At 65.1% G+C, this 17,620-nt stretch carries 14 protein-coding genes; 1 reads left to right on the forward strand and 13 read right to left on the reverse strand.

What is annotated here, in order from left to right; translation table 11 throughout:
* Positions 1–316 precede the first annotated feature (316 nt).
* The 11 genes from QME84_08250 to QME84_08300 form a co-directional block, all read right to left on the reverse strand.
* Positions 317–1,612, reverse strand: coding sequence for a glycosyl transferase family 2 (locus QME84_08250; protein MDI6874256.1), 1,296 nt, complete (start codon positions 1,610–1,612; stop codon positions 317–319).
* Between the two features lie 56 nt (positions 1,613–1,668).
* Positions 1,669–2,910, reverse strand: a complete 1,242-nt coding sequence (locus tag QME84_08255) for a hypothetical protein (GenBank protein MDI6874257.1) — start codon at positions 2,908–2,910, stop codon at positions 1,669–1,671.
* A gap of 289 nt (positions 2,911–3,199) precedes the next feature.
* Positions 3,200–4,246 (reverse strand): NAD(P)-dependent oxidoreductase, encoded by a 1,047-nt coding sequence (locus tag QME84_08260; protein MDI6874258.1) that lies wholly within the window; start codon positions 4,244–4,246, stop codon positions 3,200–3,202.
* 9 nt (positions 4,247–4,255) lie between these two features.
* Positions 4,256–5,347: a histidinol-phosphate transaminase gene (hisC, locus tag QME84_08265; protein ID MDI6874259.1), complete on the reverse strand. Its 1,092-nt coding sequence runs from the start codon at positions 5,345–5,347 to the stop codon at positions 4,256–4,258.
* Positions 5,348–5,355: 8 nt separating this feature from the next.
* Positions 5,356–6,126 (reverse strand): metallophosphoesterase, encoded by a 771-nt coding sequence (locus QME84_08270; protein MDI6874260.1) that lies wholly within the window; start codon positions 6,124–6,126, stop codon positions 5,356–5,358.
* A gap of 1 nt (position 6,127) precedes the next feature.
* The gene (locus QME84_08275; protein MDI6874261.1) at positions 6,128–7,078 is read right to left on the reverse strand and encodes a diguanylate cyclase; all 951 of its coding nucleotides are present in this window, start codon (positions 7,076–7,078) and stop codon (positions 6,128–6,130) included.
* A gap of 9 nt (positions 7,079–7,087) precedes the next feature.
* A complete protein-coding gene (gene hisG, locus QME84_08280; protein MDI6874262.1) occupies positions 7,088–7,966 on the reverse strand; it encodes an ATP phosphoribosyltransferase in 879 nt (292 codons plus the stop codon).
* Between the two features lie 23 nt (positions 7,967–7,989).
* Positions 7,990–8,355 carry a cupin domain-containing protein gene (locus tag QME84_08285; GenBank protein MDI6874263.1) on the reverse strand — a complete coding sequence of 122 codons (366 nt, stop codon included), beginning with the start codon at positions 8,353–8,355 and terminating at the stop codon, positions 7,990–7,992.
* Between the two features lie 84 nt (positions 8,356–8,439).
* Positions 8,440–9,318 carry an alpha/beta hydrolase gene (locus tag QME84_08290; GenBank protein ID MDI6874264.1) on the reverse strand — a complete coding sequence of 293 codons (879 nt, stop codon included), beginning with the start codon at positions 9,316–9,318 and terminating at the stop codon, positions 8,440–8,442.
* Between the two features lie 627 nt (positions 9,319–9,945).
* Positions 9,946–10,359: a cobalamin B12-binding domain-containing protein gene (locus tag QME84_08295; protein ID MDI6874265.1), complete on the reverse strand. Its 414-nt coding sequence runs from the start codon at positions 10,357–10,359 to the stop codon at positions 9,946–9,948.
* A 31-nt stretch (positions 10,360–10,390) separates the two neighbouring features.
* Complete coding sequence (locus tag QME84_08300; GenBank protein ID MDI6874266.1) at positions 10,391–12,079, reverse strand: methylmalonyl-CoA mutase family protein; 1,689 nt, start codon at positions 12,077–12,079, stop codon at positions 10,391–10,393.
* A 520-nt stretch (positions 12,080–12,599) separates the two neighbouring features.
* Between QME84_08300 and QME84_08305 the strand changes: the two genes are divergently transcribed.
* Entirely contained in the window at positions 12,600–14,711 is a 2,112-nt protein-coding gene (locus tag QME84_08305) for a glycoside hydrolase family 3 C-terminal domain-containing protein (GenBank protein ID MDI6874267.1), read from the forward strand.
* A 3-nt stretch (positions 14,712–14,714) separates the two neighbouring features.
* On the opposite strand, the gene QME84_08310 is transcribed toward QME84_08305, so the two are convergent.
* Both QME84_08310 and QME84_08315 read right to left on the reverse strand, forming a co-directional pair.
* Positions 14,715–15,851, reverse strand: coding sequence for a xylose isomerase (locus QME84_08310; GenBank protein MDI6874268.1), 1,137 nt, complete (start codon positions 15,849–15,851; stop codon positions 14,715–14,717).
* Between the two features lie 59 nt (positions 15,852–15,910).
* Positions 15,911–17,410 carry an FGGY family carbohydrate kinase gene (locus tag QME84_08315; GenBank protein MDI6874269.1) on the reverse strand — a complete coding sequence of 500 codons (1,500 nt, stop codon included), beginning with the start codon at positions 17,408–17,410 and terminating at the stop codon, positions 15,911–15,913.
* Positions 17,411–17,620: the final 210 nt, after the last annotated feature.

Below are 17,620 nucleotides of genomic sequence, written 5' to 3' on the forward strand. Positions count from 1 at the left end.
GTCATCCGGGCCTCAGCCGCCGACCCTTTCCCACCACCAGGGCTCCCCCGGCCTGCAAAGCCCTCCAAAATCTACCCTTTTCCTCCACTTCTCTCCACTTTACTACCATTTTCGACCCCGGAGAGGAAAAAATCAACCCCTCGGGACCAAATTTCCTGAAAATACCACATGTGGAAGCATAGAAGGAGGTAAGAATACAATATATGGAAACTTTGGACATGTGCCAACTACGAGGTAAATTCCTGGGGCTACCCTTATGCGAAGGTATCCTTTCCCCGGGCTCCCCTCCTACGACCGAGAGTCCTCCCCCCGGGCCTCAGGAGACGGGCAGGAGGCCTTGCGGCTCGCCGCCGACCGCGGAGGCCTTGGCCTTAAGCCACTTTTCCACCAGGTAGGGCTTCAGGAGCTCGAACGCCTCCGCCTGGCGTTCCACCATCTGCTCCGCCTCCAGGTTGGACATGTTGCGGGTCCGCAGGGCGAAGTCGGCGGTGCGGGCGCAGTAGATGGGTATCAGGGCCTCCACCACCTCCCGGCTGGAGAGGCCGCAGTCGAAGTTGTAGGCCACCGCAAAATCATAGACCGCCCGGGCCCAGACGCCCTCGGGAAGGGAGAAGTCCTCCTCCCGAGCTCGGGCGGCGAGGGCCAGCTCCATGAAAACGGCTGGATCGAGGACCCTCTCCCATACCTCCCGGTACTCGGCGAAGCCGGCCTGGAAGTGATCGATGAGGTTCTCCACGTTGATCTCCATGCTGGCCGGCTCCGCGTAGCGCGGGTCCCCGAAGATGCGCGTGGCGGTGGAGCCCCGGACCTGCATCCATTTCACCTCGTGTTCCCCCATGAGATAGAAGATGGTCGAAGCCACCTGGGTGAACATGGAGCCCAGGTCACTCCCCGGGTCCTTCACGTTGTGCACCTTGACTCCCATGGCCGATTGGCAGACGCGGAAACCCTCGGTGATGGCCGTGGTGGTCATCCATATATCGATGCCGAACTTGGCGATGTCTGACTGCCAGACTTTCATGTGGGAGTAAATGAGGGCCAGGGAACCGGTGAAGCCGAAATCCCCCCCGATGGGCTGGCGGATGCGCCTCCCGTACAAGGTCCTGGTGAGGGGATAGGCCAGGTTGTTGGTGATGGTCCCGTCATATTTGTGGCGTATGTAGTAGGGAGCCACGAACCCATAGCTCCCCTTCCATACCGGTTCGCCGAGGAGCCTTATCCATTCCGGGGTGATGCTGCGCAGGTCCGAGTCCACCACCACGCAGATGCGGGCGCCCAGGCGGACGGCGATCTCGAAGATGGCGTGAAAGGCGGAACCCTTGCCCGGCAAGCCCCGGTAGGGGGTGACGATCTTCTCCACCCCTGGAGGCACGGGCGTATCCAGGACCACCTGCACCGTGTCGTCGGTGGAACCGCCGTCGGAATTGACCAGCACCGGTTTCAAGCCGGGGAAATAGCGCACCATGCCCTCGGCTGCGGTGCGCACCACGTGGGCTATGGTCTCCGCGTTGCGGAAACTGGGAATCCCCACCAGTATGTCGGCGCGCCCTATCTCCCGGCAGCGCGCGATTACCTGGGGGTCGAGCACCGATCGCGAGTCGTCAAGCTCCATGATCTCCACTTTCAGGGACTATAACCGCCGCGATCGCCTGGAGGCAATGCGAACTCTCATCCCCGCCCCCCGGCGTCGAACAGGGCCTCCATGAACTCCCGCAACTCTCGGGCGGAAGCCAGGAAGTCCATAAGCTTCTCCCATCGCTCCCTCCATGCAAGGTACCACCGGAAGGGCGAGGCGGGAAAGCGGCTCAAATCCTTGGACCGCATCAGATTGGCCATGCTCTCCCGGTAGCCCTCCCGGTCGTCCCTGGAAAGATAATCCATGCCCATGAGCACGCAGGTCCGGTAAACGAGCTCCTCCAGGTCCTCCCGGAGGAAGCGTCCCGGGTAGGGCTCCAGTTCCTCCACCTCCACCCTACGGCAGCCCGCCGCCGGCTCCTGGGAACGCAGCTTTTCCCTGGTGTAGAGAAAGCGGTCCAAGTCCTCCCGGAAGCGACGCCAGAGGGGTGCGGTCTTGGGAGGCGGGAGATGGCGTATCCAGAGGGTATTGTCCAGGAAAAAGCGGTACCCGAAGAAGGCAGCGTTTATGAGGTAATCTATATCCTCCCCCCTCGGAACGTGGGGATCGAAGGCCACCTTCATGTACAGCTCGCGGTGTACCACCATGTTCCCGCCGAAGACCCAGGAGGTCGGCCGGAGGCGATCCGGACCCTCGATGATCTCGAAGGCCCGGTTCATGTACTCCACCGCGGGCCACTCCGCGAGCACCGGTTCGACGTTGGGGGGAAGGCGGTAACCGCCGTCACGGTTCACGTAGTAACCGGCCAGGCCACCGACGAAGCTGCCCCCGTACACACCGCCGATGTTCTCGGCCACCTTTTCCAGGTAATGGGGGTCCTCGTAGACCTCATCGTCGTCGAAGAGCACCGCGGCATCCGCTCCGCTGAGGCAGGCCACCACCAGGCACAGGTTGCGTATGTTGGAATAGCCCCGCAGGGAGATCATCCCGGCCGTCTCCGACCCCTGCGCCTTCTCCACCTTCGCCCGCAACTCCCTTTCCTGGCGGTGGGTAAAAAGGGCGAGAGGAAAATGCTTCCGGTAAGGAGACACCAGCGCCTCCAGCTTCTCCTCCACCTCGCTCTCCAATTCGGGGTGGGTCGCCGCACCCAGCACCACCACCCGGAAATCCGGGTAGCGGAGCAGGCGGATGCTCTCCAGGGCACGGGCCAGGGTCCCTTCGGTGTCCACCGGCGTGGGGTGGTCGTAAACGGCGTCCTCGGGATGGAAGGGCTCACCCCTCTTCCTCCCCCAGTAGCTGGGGATGACCAGGGTAAAGGACTTGGTTCCGGGCATCTTTACTCGTATCCCCCTCCTTCTCCATGCCCGTGGGACCGTCCGGCCCCCACGGGAAATTCCGCTTTCACCCCCGGGGGGCGCGGGTCCTGTACCGGTCGCACCGCCCACCTCCCGGACCCGGCGCCTACCCTTCACCGCCGGGGATAAAAATGTAATCGACCGCCCACGGGGCGTTCTTGACCGCGTCCCCCGCGTGCCCGCACGACTTCCACCTTCTGGGGACTGGAAGGCTGACCGCGTGGGGGAAGGTGGGAAGGATGTCCCGTCCTCCCTCCTCCCCGGCCTTTCACGGCTCCGCAAGCGGATCGGTACCGCGACGCCCCAGCGCCTCGGGGTTCATCACGTTGCGGGGCTCTCCCCGGTAAAAGGAGACCACGTTCTCCACGGCCATGGCCGTCATGCAGTCCTTGGCTTCCCTGGTGTTGAAAGCGATGTGTGGAGTGAGGACCACGTTCTCCATGGCCGCCAGCTCGCCCAGGTCGGGGTGAGGTTCGCCGGGGTAGTTGTCCAGCCCCGCGCCGAAAAGCCTCCCCTCCCTCAGGGCAGCGGCCAGGGCCTGCAGGTCCAGGACCTCTCCCCGGCTGGTGTTCACCAGTATGGAGCCTGGTTTCATGAGGGCGAGCTCCCTCTCCCCGATGAGGTTGCGGGTCTCCGGCGTGTAGGCCACGTGCAGGCTTACGATGTCGCACCGGGACAACAGCTCGTCGAGCTCCAGGTAGGTCGTCGTGTTCTCCATTTCCGGCTGCCGCCGGGGATCGTAATAGAAGACCCGCATGCCCAGGGAGCTGCAGAGACGGGCCATCTCCCGGCCCACCGCCCCCAATCCCACTAGCCCGATGCTGCGGCCCGAAACCTGTACGCCTTCCCTCTCCGCCGAGGTCCAGCGTCCCGCCCGGAGGTCGCGGTCTCCCCGGGCGATGTTGCGGGCCACGGCGAGGATGAGTCCCAGGGCGTGCTCGGCCACCGAACGGTTGCCGTAATTCGGGGTATTGGTCACCACGATGCCCCGCCGGGTGGCCTCGGGGATGTCCACGAAGCTGGCCGCCCCCACTCCGATATAGGAAATTATTTCCAGTTGGGGGCAGGAGGCCAGCACCCCGGCGTCCAGCCTGGACCAGTCCAGGAATACGGCATGGGCGTCGCGGACGCGCTCCAGGAGCAGGTGGCTCTCCTCCAGGCGGTTCTTGTAATAACGGTAGGATCCGAACTCGAGCAAGGGCTCCAGGACCCTCTCGAACCCCTCTTCCCCGGCGATGAACTCCAACCCGTCCAGGAAGACGAAGGTGCGGTCCGCTCCGGGACCCCTTCCGGCGCGCTCTCCCAGCAGGGGCATGAGTCGGCCTCAACCTCCCCCGGAGATCTCCCGGAGAGCCGCCTCCAGCCTCCGGTTCTGCTCCTCGTCGCCGATGGTGATGCGCACGTGGCCCGGAATCCCCAGCGCCGCCCCGTCCCTGACGATTATCCCCCGCCGCAACAGTTCCATGAACAGGTCGGGGTGCTCACCGTTCTCCACCAGGATGAAGTTGGCCTGGGTGGGGACGTAGCGGAAACCACATTCTTCCAGTACACGGTAGAGGTGGAGCTTGCCCTTCCGGTTCATCTCCCGCGACCTTTCCAGGTGCTCCGTGTCCCGCAGCGCCGCCTCTGCCGCCGCCTGAGCCAGGCGGTTGACGTTGAAGGGGAGCTTGACCCTCTCCAGGGCTTCCCGTACGGGAGGCGAGCATAAAGCATAACCCACGCGCAGGCCGGCCAGCCCGTAGATCTTGGAGAAGGTGCGGGTGATCACCAGGCGTGGATCGGCGGTGAAATATCGCAGGGAGTCCGGGTGTTCGGGATCGTCCACGTATTCCAGGTAGGCCTCGTCCAGGACCAGGAGCACTTCTTGGGGCAGTCCGGAGAGGGCCTCCTCCAGCTCCGCTTCGCTGACCGTGGTGCCGGTGGGGTTCAGGGGCGAGCAGAGGATCATCATCTTGGTGCTCTCGTTCACCGCCTGCAGCATGGCCCGGACGTCCTGGCGGTATTCCCGCAGGGGCACCCTGACCACCTCGGCCCCCATGGTCCTGGCGGCCAGCTCGTAGGAGGAGAAGGTGGGGTCCCCCACCACCACCCGGTCCCCGCGGTCGAGGAAGGCGTAGGCCAGGAGGTCGAAGGCCTCGTCCGCCCCGTGGGTGACCAGTACACGGTCGGTACCCACTCCAAGGTGGTCGGAGAGGGCCTCGCGGAGGCGGACGCACGCCGAATCCGGGTAGAGGTGCGCCGTGGAAAGAGCCTCCCTCACCGCCTCCATGGCCAGGGGGCTGGGTCCCAGGGGGTTCTCGTTGGAGGCCATCTTCACGCAGTCGGTAACGCCCAGCTCCCGGGCCACCTCCTCGGGGGACTTGCCCGGGCTGTAGACGGGGAGGTCCCTCACCTCCTCGCGAAGCAGCCGTTCCACGTCAAAACTCATCGGTGGAGGTGCACGTATCCTTCCCGCTTGTAATAGGCCACGTTGATGACCCTGGTCTCCCCTATACGTAACTCCCGCTGCGCCGGCTGGTGGACGTGTCCGTGGTAGAGGTAGGCGGGCGCGTTTTCTTCCAGGTAATGCAGCAGGGTGGCGCTCCCCTCCACCGGCCTTCCCGCCACCACGTCGAAGAGGGCTTCCTCCACCCGAGGCGGTATGTGGGTGCAGAGCACCTCCACGGCTCCCAGCTCCTCGAGCCGGGCGCCGAATTCCCGGTCCTCCATCTCCGCTGGCATGCGGAAGGGAGAATACACGGCCCCGGGAACGAACCCGAAGACGCTGCCGCCTATCTCCACCCTCCCCTCGGCCAGCAGCGCGTTCTCCACCCCCCGCAGGGCCTCGGCGAGAAGTTCCGGCAGGTCGCCGTTGCCGTAGATCACGTAAGCCCGACATCCGGTCCGACGCAGGGCGGCGGCGAATTCCCCGTACTGCTCCCAGGCGCGCTCCAGTATTGCGTGGTAATACTTACCATGTGGGGATATAATCTCCTCGCGGAGCTCGATCGCCGCTTCCGGCCCCTTCTTCATCGTCGCGAGCAGTTTTTCCACCAGCCTATCCCGGCCCACCACCTCGGGAAGGATACCGCTCAAGTCCGCCCAGTCGACGAGATCCAGGATGTCGCCCAGCACCAGGAGGACGTCCTCATCTTTCACCTCGTCCCGCAGATCGGAGTACCGGCCGTGCAGGTCGGCTACCAGCTTCACCGCCATCTCAGGACGTCCCCCCGCTCTCCGCGCCGCGGTATACGGCTATCTCCCCGCAAGCCAGGGACCTGGCGTCGCGCAGCGCCTCCACGGCACAGGTGTACAGCCTCTCCGGAAAACGCACCTTGTCGGGGAAGGAAGCCAGCCCCCAGTAAAGCTCCGGGCTCTCTCCGCCCGGTACCCTCGGTGGCAGCTCCTTTTCCAGGTAGCGGCAGAGCCTTTCGGCCATCACCTTTCCGCCCCGCCACCCCGTTTCGGGAAGCAGAATGGCGAAGCTGGCCTCCCCCATGCGGGCGATGACGTCGCAGTCGCGGGTCAGGCGCGAGATCACCGAAGCGATGTAGCGCAGGGTCTCGTCGGCACTCTCCTTTCCCAGTCTTCCCACCAACCGGTGATAGTTCCCCACCTCGCAGAGGACCAGGGTTATCTCGTGCCTGTAGCGCACCGAGCGCCGGAGCTCCTCCATCATGCGGCCGTGAAAGTAATTCTGGTTATAGAGTCCGGTCACTGGGTCACGTAGGGGGTTCTCCATGATCTCCCTTGAGCTCTGGTAATGATAGGCGGCGGCGGCGGCCTGCAGCAGGTTGTCGAAGGAGGCATTTATCTTCTTCTCCAGTTGGAAATCCACCACCCGCTTCATGTCCACGGACTGGTGGAAGAGGTTCCAAAACTCGTTGCGCAGGATGACGTGCTCCTGCACCAGCTCCTCCACCGAGAACCCCTGCCGGAAGCGCAGCTTTCCCATCTCTCCGGCCAGGCGGTACATCTCTCCCCCCGGTTGGAAGGACGCGACCTCCTCCTCGTTCTCCACCATGGCCAGAAACGCGGAAGCCAGCCTTTCCAGGTGCTCACCCGCCTCCCCGTTCACCAGCTGTATGTGCGCGGGCACCGGGAGGCGCTGAATCTCCTCCCTCCAGCGTTCCAGGAGCTCCCGTGCCCGGTCACGCAAGCTCGTCATATCTCCTCCTCAGGGGATAATCTTGGTTATGGGTACTTCCACGATATCCTCGGCGCCCCGCCTGGCCAGCTCGGGGATGAGGAGGTTGATGCCCTTCTTCTCCACCACGCTCTCCACGGCGTAAAAGTCCTTCTGGAAAAGCCTGGAAAGCGTGGGTGCCTTCATGGAGGGGAGCACCTCCATGACCGCTTCCAGGTCCTTCTCGGCCACGTTGAACTTTATGAGCACCTTGCCCCTGGCGTTCAGGGCCCCGAGGATGAGCAGCTTTATCTCCTCCATGAGCCGCCTCTTCTCGGGGTCGGCGTAGCTCTCGCGGTTGGCGATCAGCCGGGTGGTGGACTCAAGCACCGTGTCGATGATGCGCAGCCCGTGCTTGCGCAGGGTCCCCCCGGTCTCGGTGAGCTCCACCACCGCGTCGGCCATCTCCGGCACCTTGGCCTCCGTGGCTCCGTAGGAGAGGTAGACGGCGGCGTGCTTGCCCAGCCTCCGGAAATACTCCTCCACCAGGTTGGGATACTCGGTGGACACGCGCACCCCGTCCGGGAGGTCCTCGGGGCGTTGGTAGGGGGAGTCGCCGGCCACCGCCAGCACCACCCGGACCACGGTTCCCACGGCGGTCTTGGTGTAGGGGAGGTCTGCCAGCTCGACCACCTGGGCCCCCGTCTCCCTTATCCAGTCGTAGCCGGTGATGCCCAGGTCAAAGAAGCCCTCCTCCACATACTTGGGTATCTCCTGAGGGCGTAGGATGCGCACCTGCTCTATACGGGGATCGTCGATGCGGGCGTGGTACTCGCGATCCCCGCTGCGCCTGACGGTCAAGTCGGCGTCGTCCAGTATCTCCATGGTGGTGCTTTCCAGGCTGCCCTTGGGGATGACGAATTTCAGCATTTCGCTCCTCTCTCCTCCGTTCCTCAAAGCCCCGGCTCCTCCCTCTCCTCCAGCTCCCTTCCGTAGGCGTCGGTGATGCGGTAGGTGTCGTCCTCGCTGGTGAAGCCGATGTCTATCTCCAGGACCCTGCCCCTTCCACGCAGGGCTTTTATCTTGTGCCTTTTCTCGGCGGGAATCATGAACTCCTCGCCCTCGACGGGACGGAAGGTCTCCTCCCCGATGGTGACCTCCAGCCCGCCATCCAGGATTATCCATACGTCGTCGCGCAGCTTGTGGTAATGAAGGCTGGTCTCCTGGCCGGGGTTGATGGTGATGAGTTTCACCGTGCAGGGCTGGTTCAGGGCGTAGGCCCGGATGGTACCCCAGGGCTTCTCCAGGATCACCTTCATCACCTCCTCTCCTCGCCCACCGCGGCCGTAGGCGCGACCTCTCGCCGCTCGGACAATGCTCCCTCGCGGCCGCCCCTCGAACGGTTATATACTACCAAGGTCACGAGGAAGTTCGCCATCGTGGTGCCGGCCGCGCGCCTCAGCCTTGTCCTCCAGCCAGCGCAGCAGGTCCCGCTCGCGCCCGGCCAACTCGGTGTGGGCGGCTCCGTACAGAACCCAGAGTTCCGGCTTTCCCTTCGCCAGTTCCAGCATCCGCTCCAGGTCCTCCCGGCGGTAGAAGACCTCCCTTTCCCCGTGCACGATGAGGAGGGGTATCTCGGGCAGGCGACCCGCCACCCCCAGGGGCACCGGTCCGGCCGGTCCCCGGGGACGGAAACGCGCTCCCAGAAAGCGCAAGAACAGGGACCACAGGGGAAGCCATCTCCGGTACCGTTCCACGTCCGGAAAGGCCGGAGGGGCGCTGACCGCAACCACGGCATCCAGGTCCCCATGGAGAGCGACCCGCACCAGGGCCGCCATGCCCCCGAGGGAGAAACCCACCACCCCGACCCAGTTATGGCCACGGGAGCGCGCGTACTCCGTTGCCGCCCCCAGGTCCTCCACCGGTCCCTCCAGGCTTATCTCCAGGTGACCGCCACTCGCGCCGTGCCCTCGGAAATCGAAGGTATAAACGGTGAAGCGTTCGGCGAGGAGTTCCGCGAGTCCCACCAGGGGAGTGTAGCGTTGCCCGGTTACCGCCGGGTGGGCGACGATGACCGCCTCCCGTCGATGGTCCCCGATTCGACGTGCGCAAAGGGGAGTGCCGTCCCCGGAGGTCAACATGAGCTCCTCGAAGGGAAGCCGGGGATCGCGGCGCGGCATCAACCGGTCCCTCCACCGGCGTAGAAGGGCGAGTAGGGACAAGGCGGCGGTCGCCGCCACGAAGGCCGTGATGGCGGCCATCCACCCGCGAGCGGGTTCCACCTTCTCCTCTTGTGTGACCATAATAAGATCATACCCGCCCCCCGACGGCGGGTGACCATGGATCATTGGACTGACCCCGCTACCCGCATCCAAACACCCGTCGCAGGGTATCGGGACCCTTTGGTCCCCCGCACCCTCCGTCCCGTGGACCCGCTCTCGTGGACGTCGGGCTTGCCTCGCCTCCGTCCGCAATGCGGCGAACTTATGGTAATTATTTCCTCAAAGGCGGCCATGCGTCGCGAACCGCCGCCTTACTCCAAAGGGAACCGGCCCCGCCTGCCGGAGCGTACGGGCTCTCCCGGTCTTTCTCGGTCCCTCCACGCCCCGGAAACCCCGATCGCCCGACCCATTTTAGCCCTCTTGCCCGGGGCCGGGAACGTTGACGGCGGGAAGGCGTTTCGCGCCAGGAGGAGCGGGGGCGCACCCCTCCGGCCTCGCGGCATCCTCTCGGGGGTGGGACGGTGCGAGCATGGAGGCGGGCGTCGTTCCCAGTTTCTTCCACTTGCGAAGATACCTCATTGTTTTTCGTGGGGCGGCGCGAGCGCGGAGGCGGGCGTTCTTTCAGGCCCGGAAGAGCCGCGGGCCGCCCGCGGGGGAGGCGGGCGGCCGTATCGGCGGGAAGCGGCATCAGGAGGATCGGGACCCGGCCAGGGAACGGACGAAATCGATGATCTCATCCAGGTCGCTCCCCGGCCCGAATACCCCCTTGATGCCCATCCTCTTGAGCTCCTCGGCGTCGGAGGGAGGGACGATGCCTCCCACGACAAGGGGTAGGTCGCGGGTGGCCTCGTTCTCCTGCATGGCCCGGTAGATCTTGGGGATGATGGTCATGAGCCCGCCGGAGAAGATGCTGATGCCCACCACGTCCACGTCCTCCTGGATGGACATCTCCACCACCTCCCGGGGGGTTATGCGCAGCCCTCCGTAGACAACCTCCATCCCCGCATCCCGCAGGGCTTTACCCACCAGCTGTATACCCCGGTTGTGGCCGTCCAGCCCGGCCTTGGCCAGGAGAACCCGGATCGGCCTTTTCTCGCCCATGGCTCACCCCCCCACCTGAACCGTGTCCCCTTCAGCAGATGAAGGCGTCCTTGCTCTCCTTTCCCGCCCCCAGAGCCTCCTGCAGGGCCAAGCGCATCTCCTCCAGGGTGGCATAGGCCTTCACCGCCTCCATGCAGGAGGGAACGATGTTGCGGTGGGCCGCGGCGTCCTCCTTCATCCTCTCCAGGGCCTCCCACAGCTTCCCCTGGTCGCGGTGGGCCTTCACCTCCCGGAGCATCCTCACCTGGTGCGCCTCGTGGGCGGGATCTATGCGCAGGATCTCTATGGGCACCTCCTCGTCATCCTCTTCGGTGAAGGCGTTGACGCCCACCACGGTTATCTCTCCCGATTTCAGCTTGCGATGGTACTCGTTGGAAGCGCGCACGATCTCCCGCTGCACCCAGCCGGCCTCCAGGGCGGCCACCATCCCTCCCATTTCGTCTATCTTGCGGATTATCTCCCGGGCCTCTTCCTCTATCTCGTCGGTGAGCCTCTCCACGAAATAGGATCCCGCTAAGGGGTCCACGGTGTTGGCCACCCCGCTCTCGTAGGCGATGATCTGCTGCGTGCGCAGCGCGGTGCGGGCGGCGAATTCCGAGGGCAGGCCGTAACATTCGTCCATGGAATTGGTATGCAGGGAGTTGGTGCCGCCCAACACGGCGGCCAGGGCCTGGATGGTGGTACGGATGACGTTGTTTACCGGCTGCTGGGCGGTGAGGGAGCTTCCCGCCGTCTGCACGTGGAAGCGCAGCAGCCAGGAGAGCGGGTTCTTGGCTCCGAAGCGCTCCTTCATGATGCGCGCCCAGAGGCGGCGCGCCGCCCGCAGCTTGCATATCTCCTCGAAGAAATCGTTGTGGCAGTTGAACATGAAGGAGAGGCGGGGGGCGAAGTCGTCCACTTCCATGCCCCGGGAGATGAGCTCCTCCGTGTAGGCGATGGCGCTGCCCAGGGCAAAGGCGATCTCCTGGGCGGCGGTGCTCCCCGCTTCCCGGATCTGGTAACCGACGAAGCTGATGGGGTTCCAGCGGGGGACGTGCTTACGGCAGTACTCCACCACGTCCGCGGAAAGACGGAAGCCGTCCCGCAGGCTCACCACGGACATGTTCACCGTGTAATACTGGCTCAGGACGTCGTTCTGGAGAGTACCCCGGAGCCGGTCGAAGGGGATTCCCCGCTTCTCCGCCAGGGCCAGGTACATGGAGAGGATGAAGGGCCCGGAATGGATGATGGAGGTGGATACCTCCTGCATGTCTATGTCCTCCATGATCACCTCCATGTCCCTAAGGGTGCAGCAGGGAACCCCGTCCCTCCCCACCTCCCCTTCGCAGAGGGGGTTGTCGGAGTCGAAGAGATTGGTGGTGGGATTGTCGAAGATGATGTTCAGGCCGGTCTGCCCCTGCTGGATCAGGTACTTGAGCCTCTTGTTGGTCTCCTCCGGCGTGGCCAGGCCGGTGATCAGGCGCCTGGTCCACAGCCTGCCGCGGTAGCCGGTGGGAAAAACGCCGCGGGTGAAGGGATAGTAACCGGGAAAGGAGATGTCCTCCAGGTAATCCTTGCCCGCGATATCCTCCGGGGTGTATACCCTCTTGACCGGGTGGCCGGACTGGGTATAGAAGTTCTCCCTCCTCTCCGGCCACCTCTCCATTATGGGGTTGAGCACGGTGAACTCCCATTCCCGGCGGGCTTTTCCGATGGCCTCCAAATGGTCCTCGCGGAACATGACCATCCCCCTTCCCCGACTGAATTTCCGACCTCCGGAGACAACCTCTGCTTATTTTAGTCATGGTGAACTTTTAATGTCAAGCACAATGTTTAGTAATAGTGTATTAATTTTTGGCTTGCATGAACGGTTTTTAATCCTCATCCCGCCCCTTCTCTCCCCCTCGGCGAGCCTCCGGAACGCAGGGCATTTCATCCCTTACCTTCCCCTCAACCGGGTTCTTCCTCGGTCGCGGATTCCGACGCGGTCGCCTCCATGCCTTATTCCCAGCGACAACGGCACCTTCGAGGCGTCCGGTCCCCGCAGCCTCGCTTCGGCATCCCTCAAGGTGAAGATTCCCGCCCATTAACGCCGCTTTCCTCCCGAGGCTCTTTCAGGGTACCGCGCACGGGCGAACCTGACGGCAATTTCCGCCGTTCAACGCGCTTTTTCCCTTGTTGTGTTATCCTGGAACCGGAAATGGGAAACGCGGTCTTTTCTTTTATCGTCAAGCCGCATCGGCAAGGGGGAGGTCGAGAAAATGCCCGGTGAGAGGAATGGCGGAGATCGATCCGGTCGCAAGGGAGGCGGAAGCGGCACACCCTCCTGGGAGTCCGTTTTGCGTGCGGAGGGAGAGGAAAGGGAACGTGTCATCCGCGAGCTGGTGAAGGGGATGGCTCTTCGCCGGAAGGTGAACCAGATGGCCGGGCGCATGCGCCTCTGGGAAATGCTGGTATCCCTTTTCCGCTACAACTTCCGCCCCTTCCGCGCCGGCGAAGACCGGCGGCTGGGCATCCCGCCCCTGCGCTTCACCGACGGTCCGCGGGGAGTGGCCCTCAACCACTCCACCTGCTTCCCGGTCTCCATGGCCCGCGGGGCCACCTGGGACGTGGAGCTGGAGGAACGGGTGGCCGAGGCCATGGCCGTGGAGGCCCGCTCCCAGGGGGCCGACTTCTTCGGCGGCGTGTGCATCAACCTCCTGCGCCACCCGGGGTGGGGAAGGGCGCAGGAGACCTTCGGGGAGGACCCCTACCTGCTGGGGGAGATGGGGGCGGCCATGGTCCGCGGCGCCCAGAAGCACCTCATGGCCTGCGTTAAGCACTTTGCCTGCAACAGCATCGAGGAATCCCGCTTCTACGTGGACGTGCGGGTGGACGAGCGCACCCTGCGCGAGGTCTACCTTCCCCACTTCCGTCGCTGCGTGGAGGAGGGGGCGGCCGCGGTGATGAGCGCCTACAACCGGGTCAACGGGGAATATTGCGCGCATAACGCTCACCTCCTGCGGGACATCCTCAAGGGCGAGTGGGGTTTCCGCGGCCTGGTGATGTCCGACTTCATCTTCGGGACCCGGGACACGGTGAGGGCCGCCCGAGGCGGCCTGGACGTGGAGATGCCCCACGCCGTCTTCTTCGGGAGAAGGCTGGTCCGGGCGGTGCGGCGGGGAGAGATCCCCGAGTCCCTGGTGGACGAGGCGGTGACGCGCATCCTGCGCCAGAAGGCCAGGTTCGCCGGCGCCGGCACGGGGGACTACGGACCCCACCGGGTGGCCTGCCCGGAACACGTCGAACTAGCCCTCGAAGCGGCCCGCAAGGGTATCGTGCTCCTGAAGAACGAGGGCGCCATTCTTCCCCTCGACCCCGGTAAAATTAGGAAACTGGCGGTCGTCGGGAGGCTGGCCGACCTCCCCAACATCGGCGACCGGGGCTCCAGCCGGGTACGCCCGCCGCACGTAGTGACCGTCCTGCAGGGGCTGCGTGACCTGGCCGGCCCCGGGATGGAGATAATCTACCGCGACGGCTCGGACCTCCGCGAGGCGGTGGAGGCGGCGCGCTCCGCCGATGCCTGCGTGGCGGTGGTGGGCCTCAGCGCCCGGGACGAGGGGGAAGCCATGCCCGGGCCGGTCAAACTAGGAGGAGACCGGGAGGACCTCTCCCTCCGTCCCGGGGACGTGCGCTTGTTGGAAGAGATTGCCAGGGCGAATCCACGCTGTATCGTGGTCCTCGAGGGCGGATCCGCCGTGCTCACCGCCGGGTGGCGGGAAAGGGTGGCGGCCGTCCTCGTGGCCTGGTATCCCGGGATGGAAGGGGGAAGGGCGGTGGCCGAGGTCATCTTCGGGCTGGTCAACCCCTCCGGCAAGCTCCCGGTCACCTTCCCGGAGAGCAACGACCAGCTCCCGCCCTTCGACAAGAAGGCCCGGAGCGTGGAATACGGCTATTACCACGGCTACCGCCTCTTCGACAAGAAGGGGATGCGCCCCGCTTTCCCCTTCGGCTTCGGCCTCTCCTACACCACCTTCGAGTACCGGGACCTTCGCCTGAGCGGGGCCGAGATTCCCGCGGAGGGTTCGCTCACCGTGGAGGCGGAGATCGCCAACACCGGCCGTCGCGCCGGCGAGGAGGTGGTCCAGCTTTACGTGGGCTATCCCGCATCCGCGGTGGACCGGCCGGTGAAGGAGCTCAAGGGCTTCGCCCGCGTGAACCTGGAACCCGGGGAGAGCAAGCGCGTCTCCTTCACCCTGCGGGCCGCGGACCTGGCCTACTACGATGCCACGGCCGGCAAGTGGGTGGTGGAGAGAACGGATTACGAGGTCTACGTGGGAGCCTCCTCGGCCCCGGAGGACCTGCACCTCAGGGGATCCTTCCGCGTGGCTTAGGACTCAACCCCGGTACATGGCGTCGAATTTCCGGTAGGCCTCCACCACCGCCTCGCGGATGAGGTCCTCCGCACGGGCCGTTTCCCGGCGGGCCAGGAGCTCGCGCAACAGGGCATGGTCCATCTCCCTCTCCGTGCGGGCGCAGGCCTCCCAGCTGAGGATGGAACGCACCACGCGGTCCAGGGCCCGTTCCCGGTCATCGTAGGGGCGGGGCTGCATGTCGTGTCCCTTCCAGCGGGCGAAACCCGCCTCCCTGGCCAGCGCGGCCACGGCCAGGTTCATCCCGTTGATGCGCACTCCGTGGTCGATGTCGAACTTCCCCGGCCCGCCCAGAACGATGCCGTCGCTTAAGCCCTGGCTGTTGACGTGCATGTGCACCAGCATGCCGTGGTCCACTTCCTCCACCGTGTCGTAAACGTGGTCCAGCCCGATCATTTCCGAGTGACCGAATTCCTTGTTCACCCCCTTGCGACGCAGGGATATCCCGTAATCTTCCGCCAATTTCTTCCAGAAGAGGATGGCGCTGGCCACGGTGGGCAGGAGCATGGCCGGGTGCCCCTCGTTGGGCTTAGGCTCCAGGGCCACGAAGAGCTCCCCTCCCCTCTCCTCCTCGTAGCGGCACAAGGAGGCCACGCTCTCCTTGAGGTTCCGGTACATGTCGGCCAGGGCCGGGGAGGCCAGGTCGTAACCCCAGGAGCCGTTCCACAGCACCAGGGTGGGATATTTCTCCGGGTCCGGGTGCCAGGCCCGGCGCAGGGGTCCGTAGGCCAGGTCCACGGTTCGCCGGGCGAACTCCTCCGCCCTCCTCCTCTCCCCCGGATCCAGCGAGGCCACCCCCCCGTAGGCGAAATGGCGGTGAGCTCCGGGGGTGACCAGGGCCAGGTACATGCCGTTCTCCACCAGGGCCTCGGCGACCTCGGCGGCGTTTTCCTCGTTCACCTCGTAGTCGTAGTGGAACTCCATTCCCAGCCGGACGTGGTCCGGCAGGCGGGGGGCTATCTCCCGGGCCACCATCTCCACCGCCCCCGGGGTGGTCAACCGATCTGGGCTCCACTCCGGGATGGAGTCCGCGGGCACGAAGCCCCCCTTCCCGGCGTGAAAAGTCCACCGGCAAACGCTGTGCAAGGCAATTACTTCCATCTTCCCTTCCCTCGCGAGCTCCCGCCCGTCTCCCTTTTCCGCGGAGAAGAACGAGTCCCTTAAATGCGCCCGAGGACTCCCTCCAGGGTCCTGCGCCAGCGGGCATAGGACTCCCGGTAGGCGTCTCGGGTGCCTTCGTCGCTCCAAACCTCGGCGACCCTGGACAGCCCCCCGAAGGCCTCCTCCACGACCCGGTAAATCCCCGCCCCCAGCCCGGCTCCCCGGGCCGCCCCCAGGGCCCCGTCGGTGTCGTAGAGCTCCAGCTTCACGCCGGACACGGCGGCGAAGGCCTCTTGGAAGACGGGGCTCAGGAACAGGTTGGTCCGCCCGGCCCTCACCCTCTCCAGGCGGAAGCCCACCTCCTCCATCAACTCCATGCCCAAACCCAGGGCGAAGGCTATCCCCTCCTGGGCGGCGCGCAGGACGTGTTCCCTCCGGTGCAGGTTGAGGTCCAAGCCGTGCAGCGAGGCTCCCGGGTCGCGGTTTCCCAGGGTGCGCTCCGCCCCGTTGCCGTAAGGAAGGAACACCAGTCCCTGCGCGCCCACCGGGGCCGAGGCGGCCAGCCGGTTCATGACCCGGTAATCCCACTCCCCTCCTCCCCCCATGTTCCTTTTCAGCCACCGGTAAAGGATGCCCGTCCCGTTGACGCACAAAAGGATCCCGTAGCGGGGCCGCCCCGGGGCATGGTTAACGTGGAGGAACAGGTTGACCCGCGACCCCGGGTCGCAGAGCCGCTCGTCGGTCACCCCGTAGACCACCCCCGAGGTGCCGGCGGTGGCCGCCGCCTCCCCCGGCTCGAGGACCCGCAGGGAAAAGGCGTTGTTGGGTTGGTCGCCGGCACGGTAAGAAACGGGTATTCCCGGGCGGAGACCCAGTTCCTCGGCCGCCTCCCCGCGGAGCTCACCCTGAACGGAGAAGGTGGGCACCGCCGGGGGAAGCAGGCGGTCCTCTATACCAAGTTTTTCCAATACCTCGAGGGCGGGCCTGTCTTCCAGGAAATCCCAGAGAATCATCTCCGAGAGCCCGGGGTCCGTGGTGGTCGCCTCCCCGGTCATGCGCGCCGCCAGCCAGTCGCCGGGAAGCATCATCCACCGCGTCCCGCGATAGACCTGCGGCTCGTTCTCCCTCAACCACCCCATGCGAGAGGCGGTGAAGTTGCCCGGGGAGTTCAGCAGCCGCGACAGGCACCTCTCCTCGCCCAGCGCGCGGAAGGCCCTCTCGCCCACGGGAACCGCCCGGGAGTCACACCAGATGATCGCCGGCCGCAGCGGTTCCAGCGACGCGTTGGTGACCACCAGCCCGTGCATCTGGTAGGAGATGCCTATGGCCTCCACTTCCCTCAGCGCCGCTCTATTTTCCCGGGCCAATAGGGCGGTGGCCCGCCTCAGGTGCTCCCACCACACCAGGGGATCCTGCTCCGCCCAGCCCGGGCGGGGAGCGGAGATGGGCATCTCCTCCTCCGGCGAGGAGGCCGAGGCCACCGGCCTGCCCGTCTCCGCGTCCAGGAGGGCCGCCTTCACCGTGGAACTGCCCGCGTCGTAACCGAGAAGATACGCCACGCTTCGCACCTTTAAATACCTGGTCGGAGCCCGACGAAACAATCCGGAGCACCTTTGATAAAGGATATACCACACGCGGCATCTCGGCGGAAAGGCACGTCGTAAGGGCCGCCCACGCTTCACCGGAAAAATGGGTTATCATCAGTCTGGGTGTCCCGGTAGCGTATACGAAATTGTGTCACCAAATCCATAGACATTATGGAGAGCAAT

It is taken from the genome of Actinomycetota bacterium, assembly GCA_030019255.1.
GTDB lineage: Bacteria > Actinomycetota > Geothermincolia > Geothermincolales > RBG-13-55-18 > Solincola_A.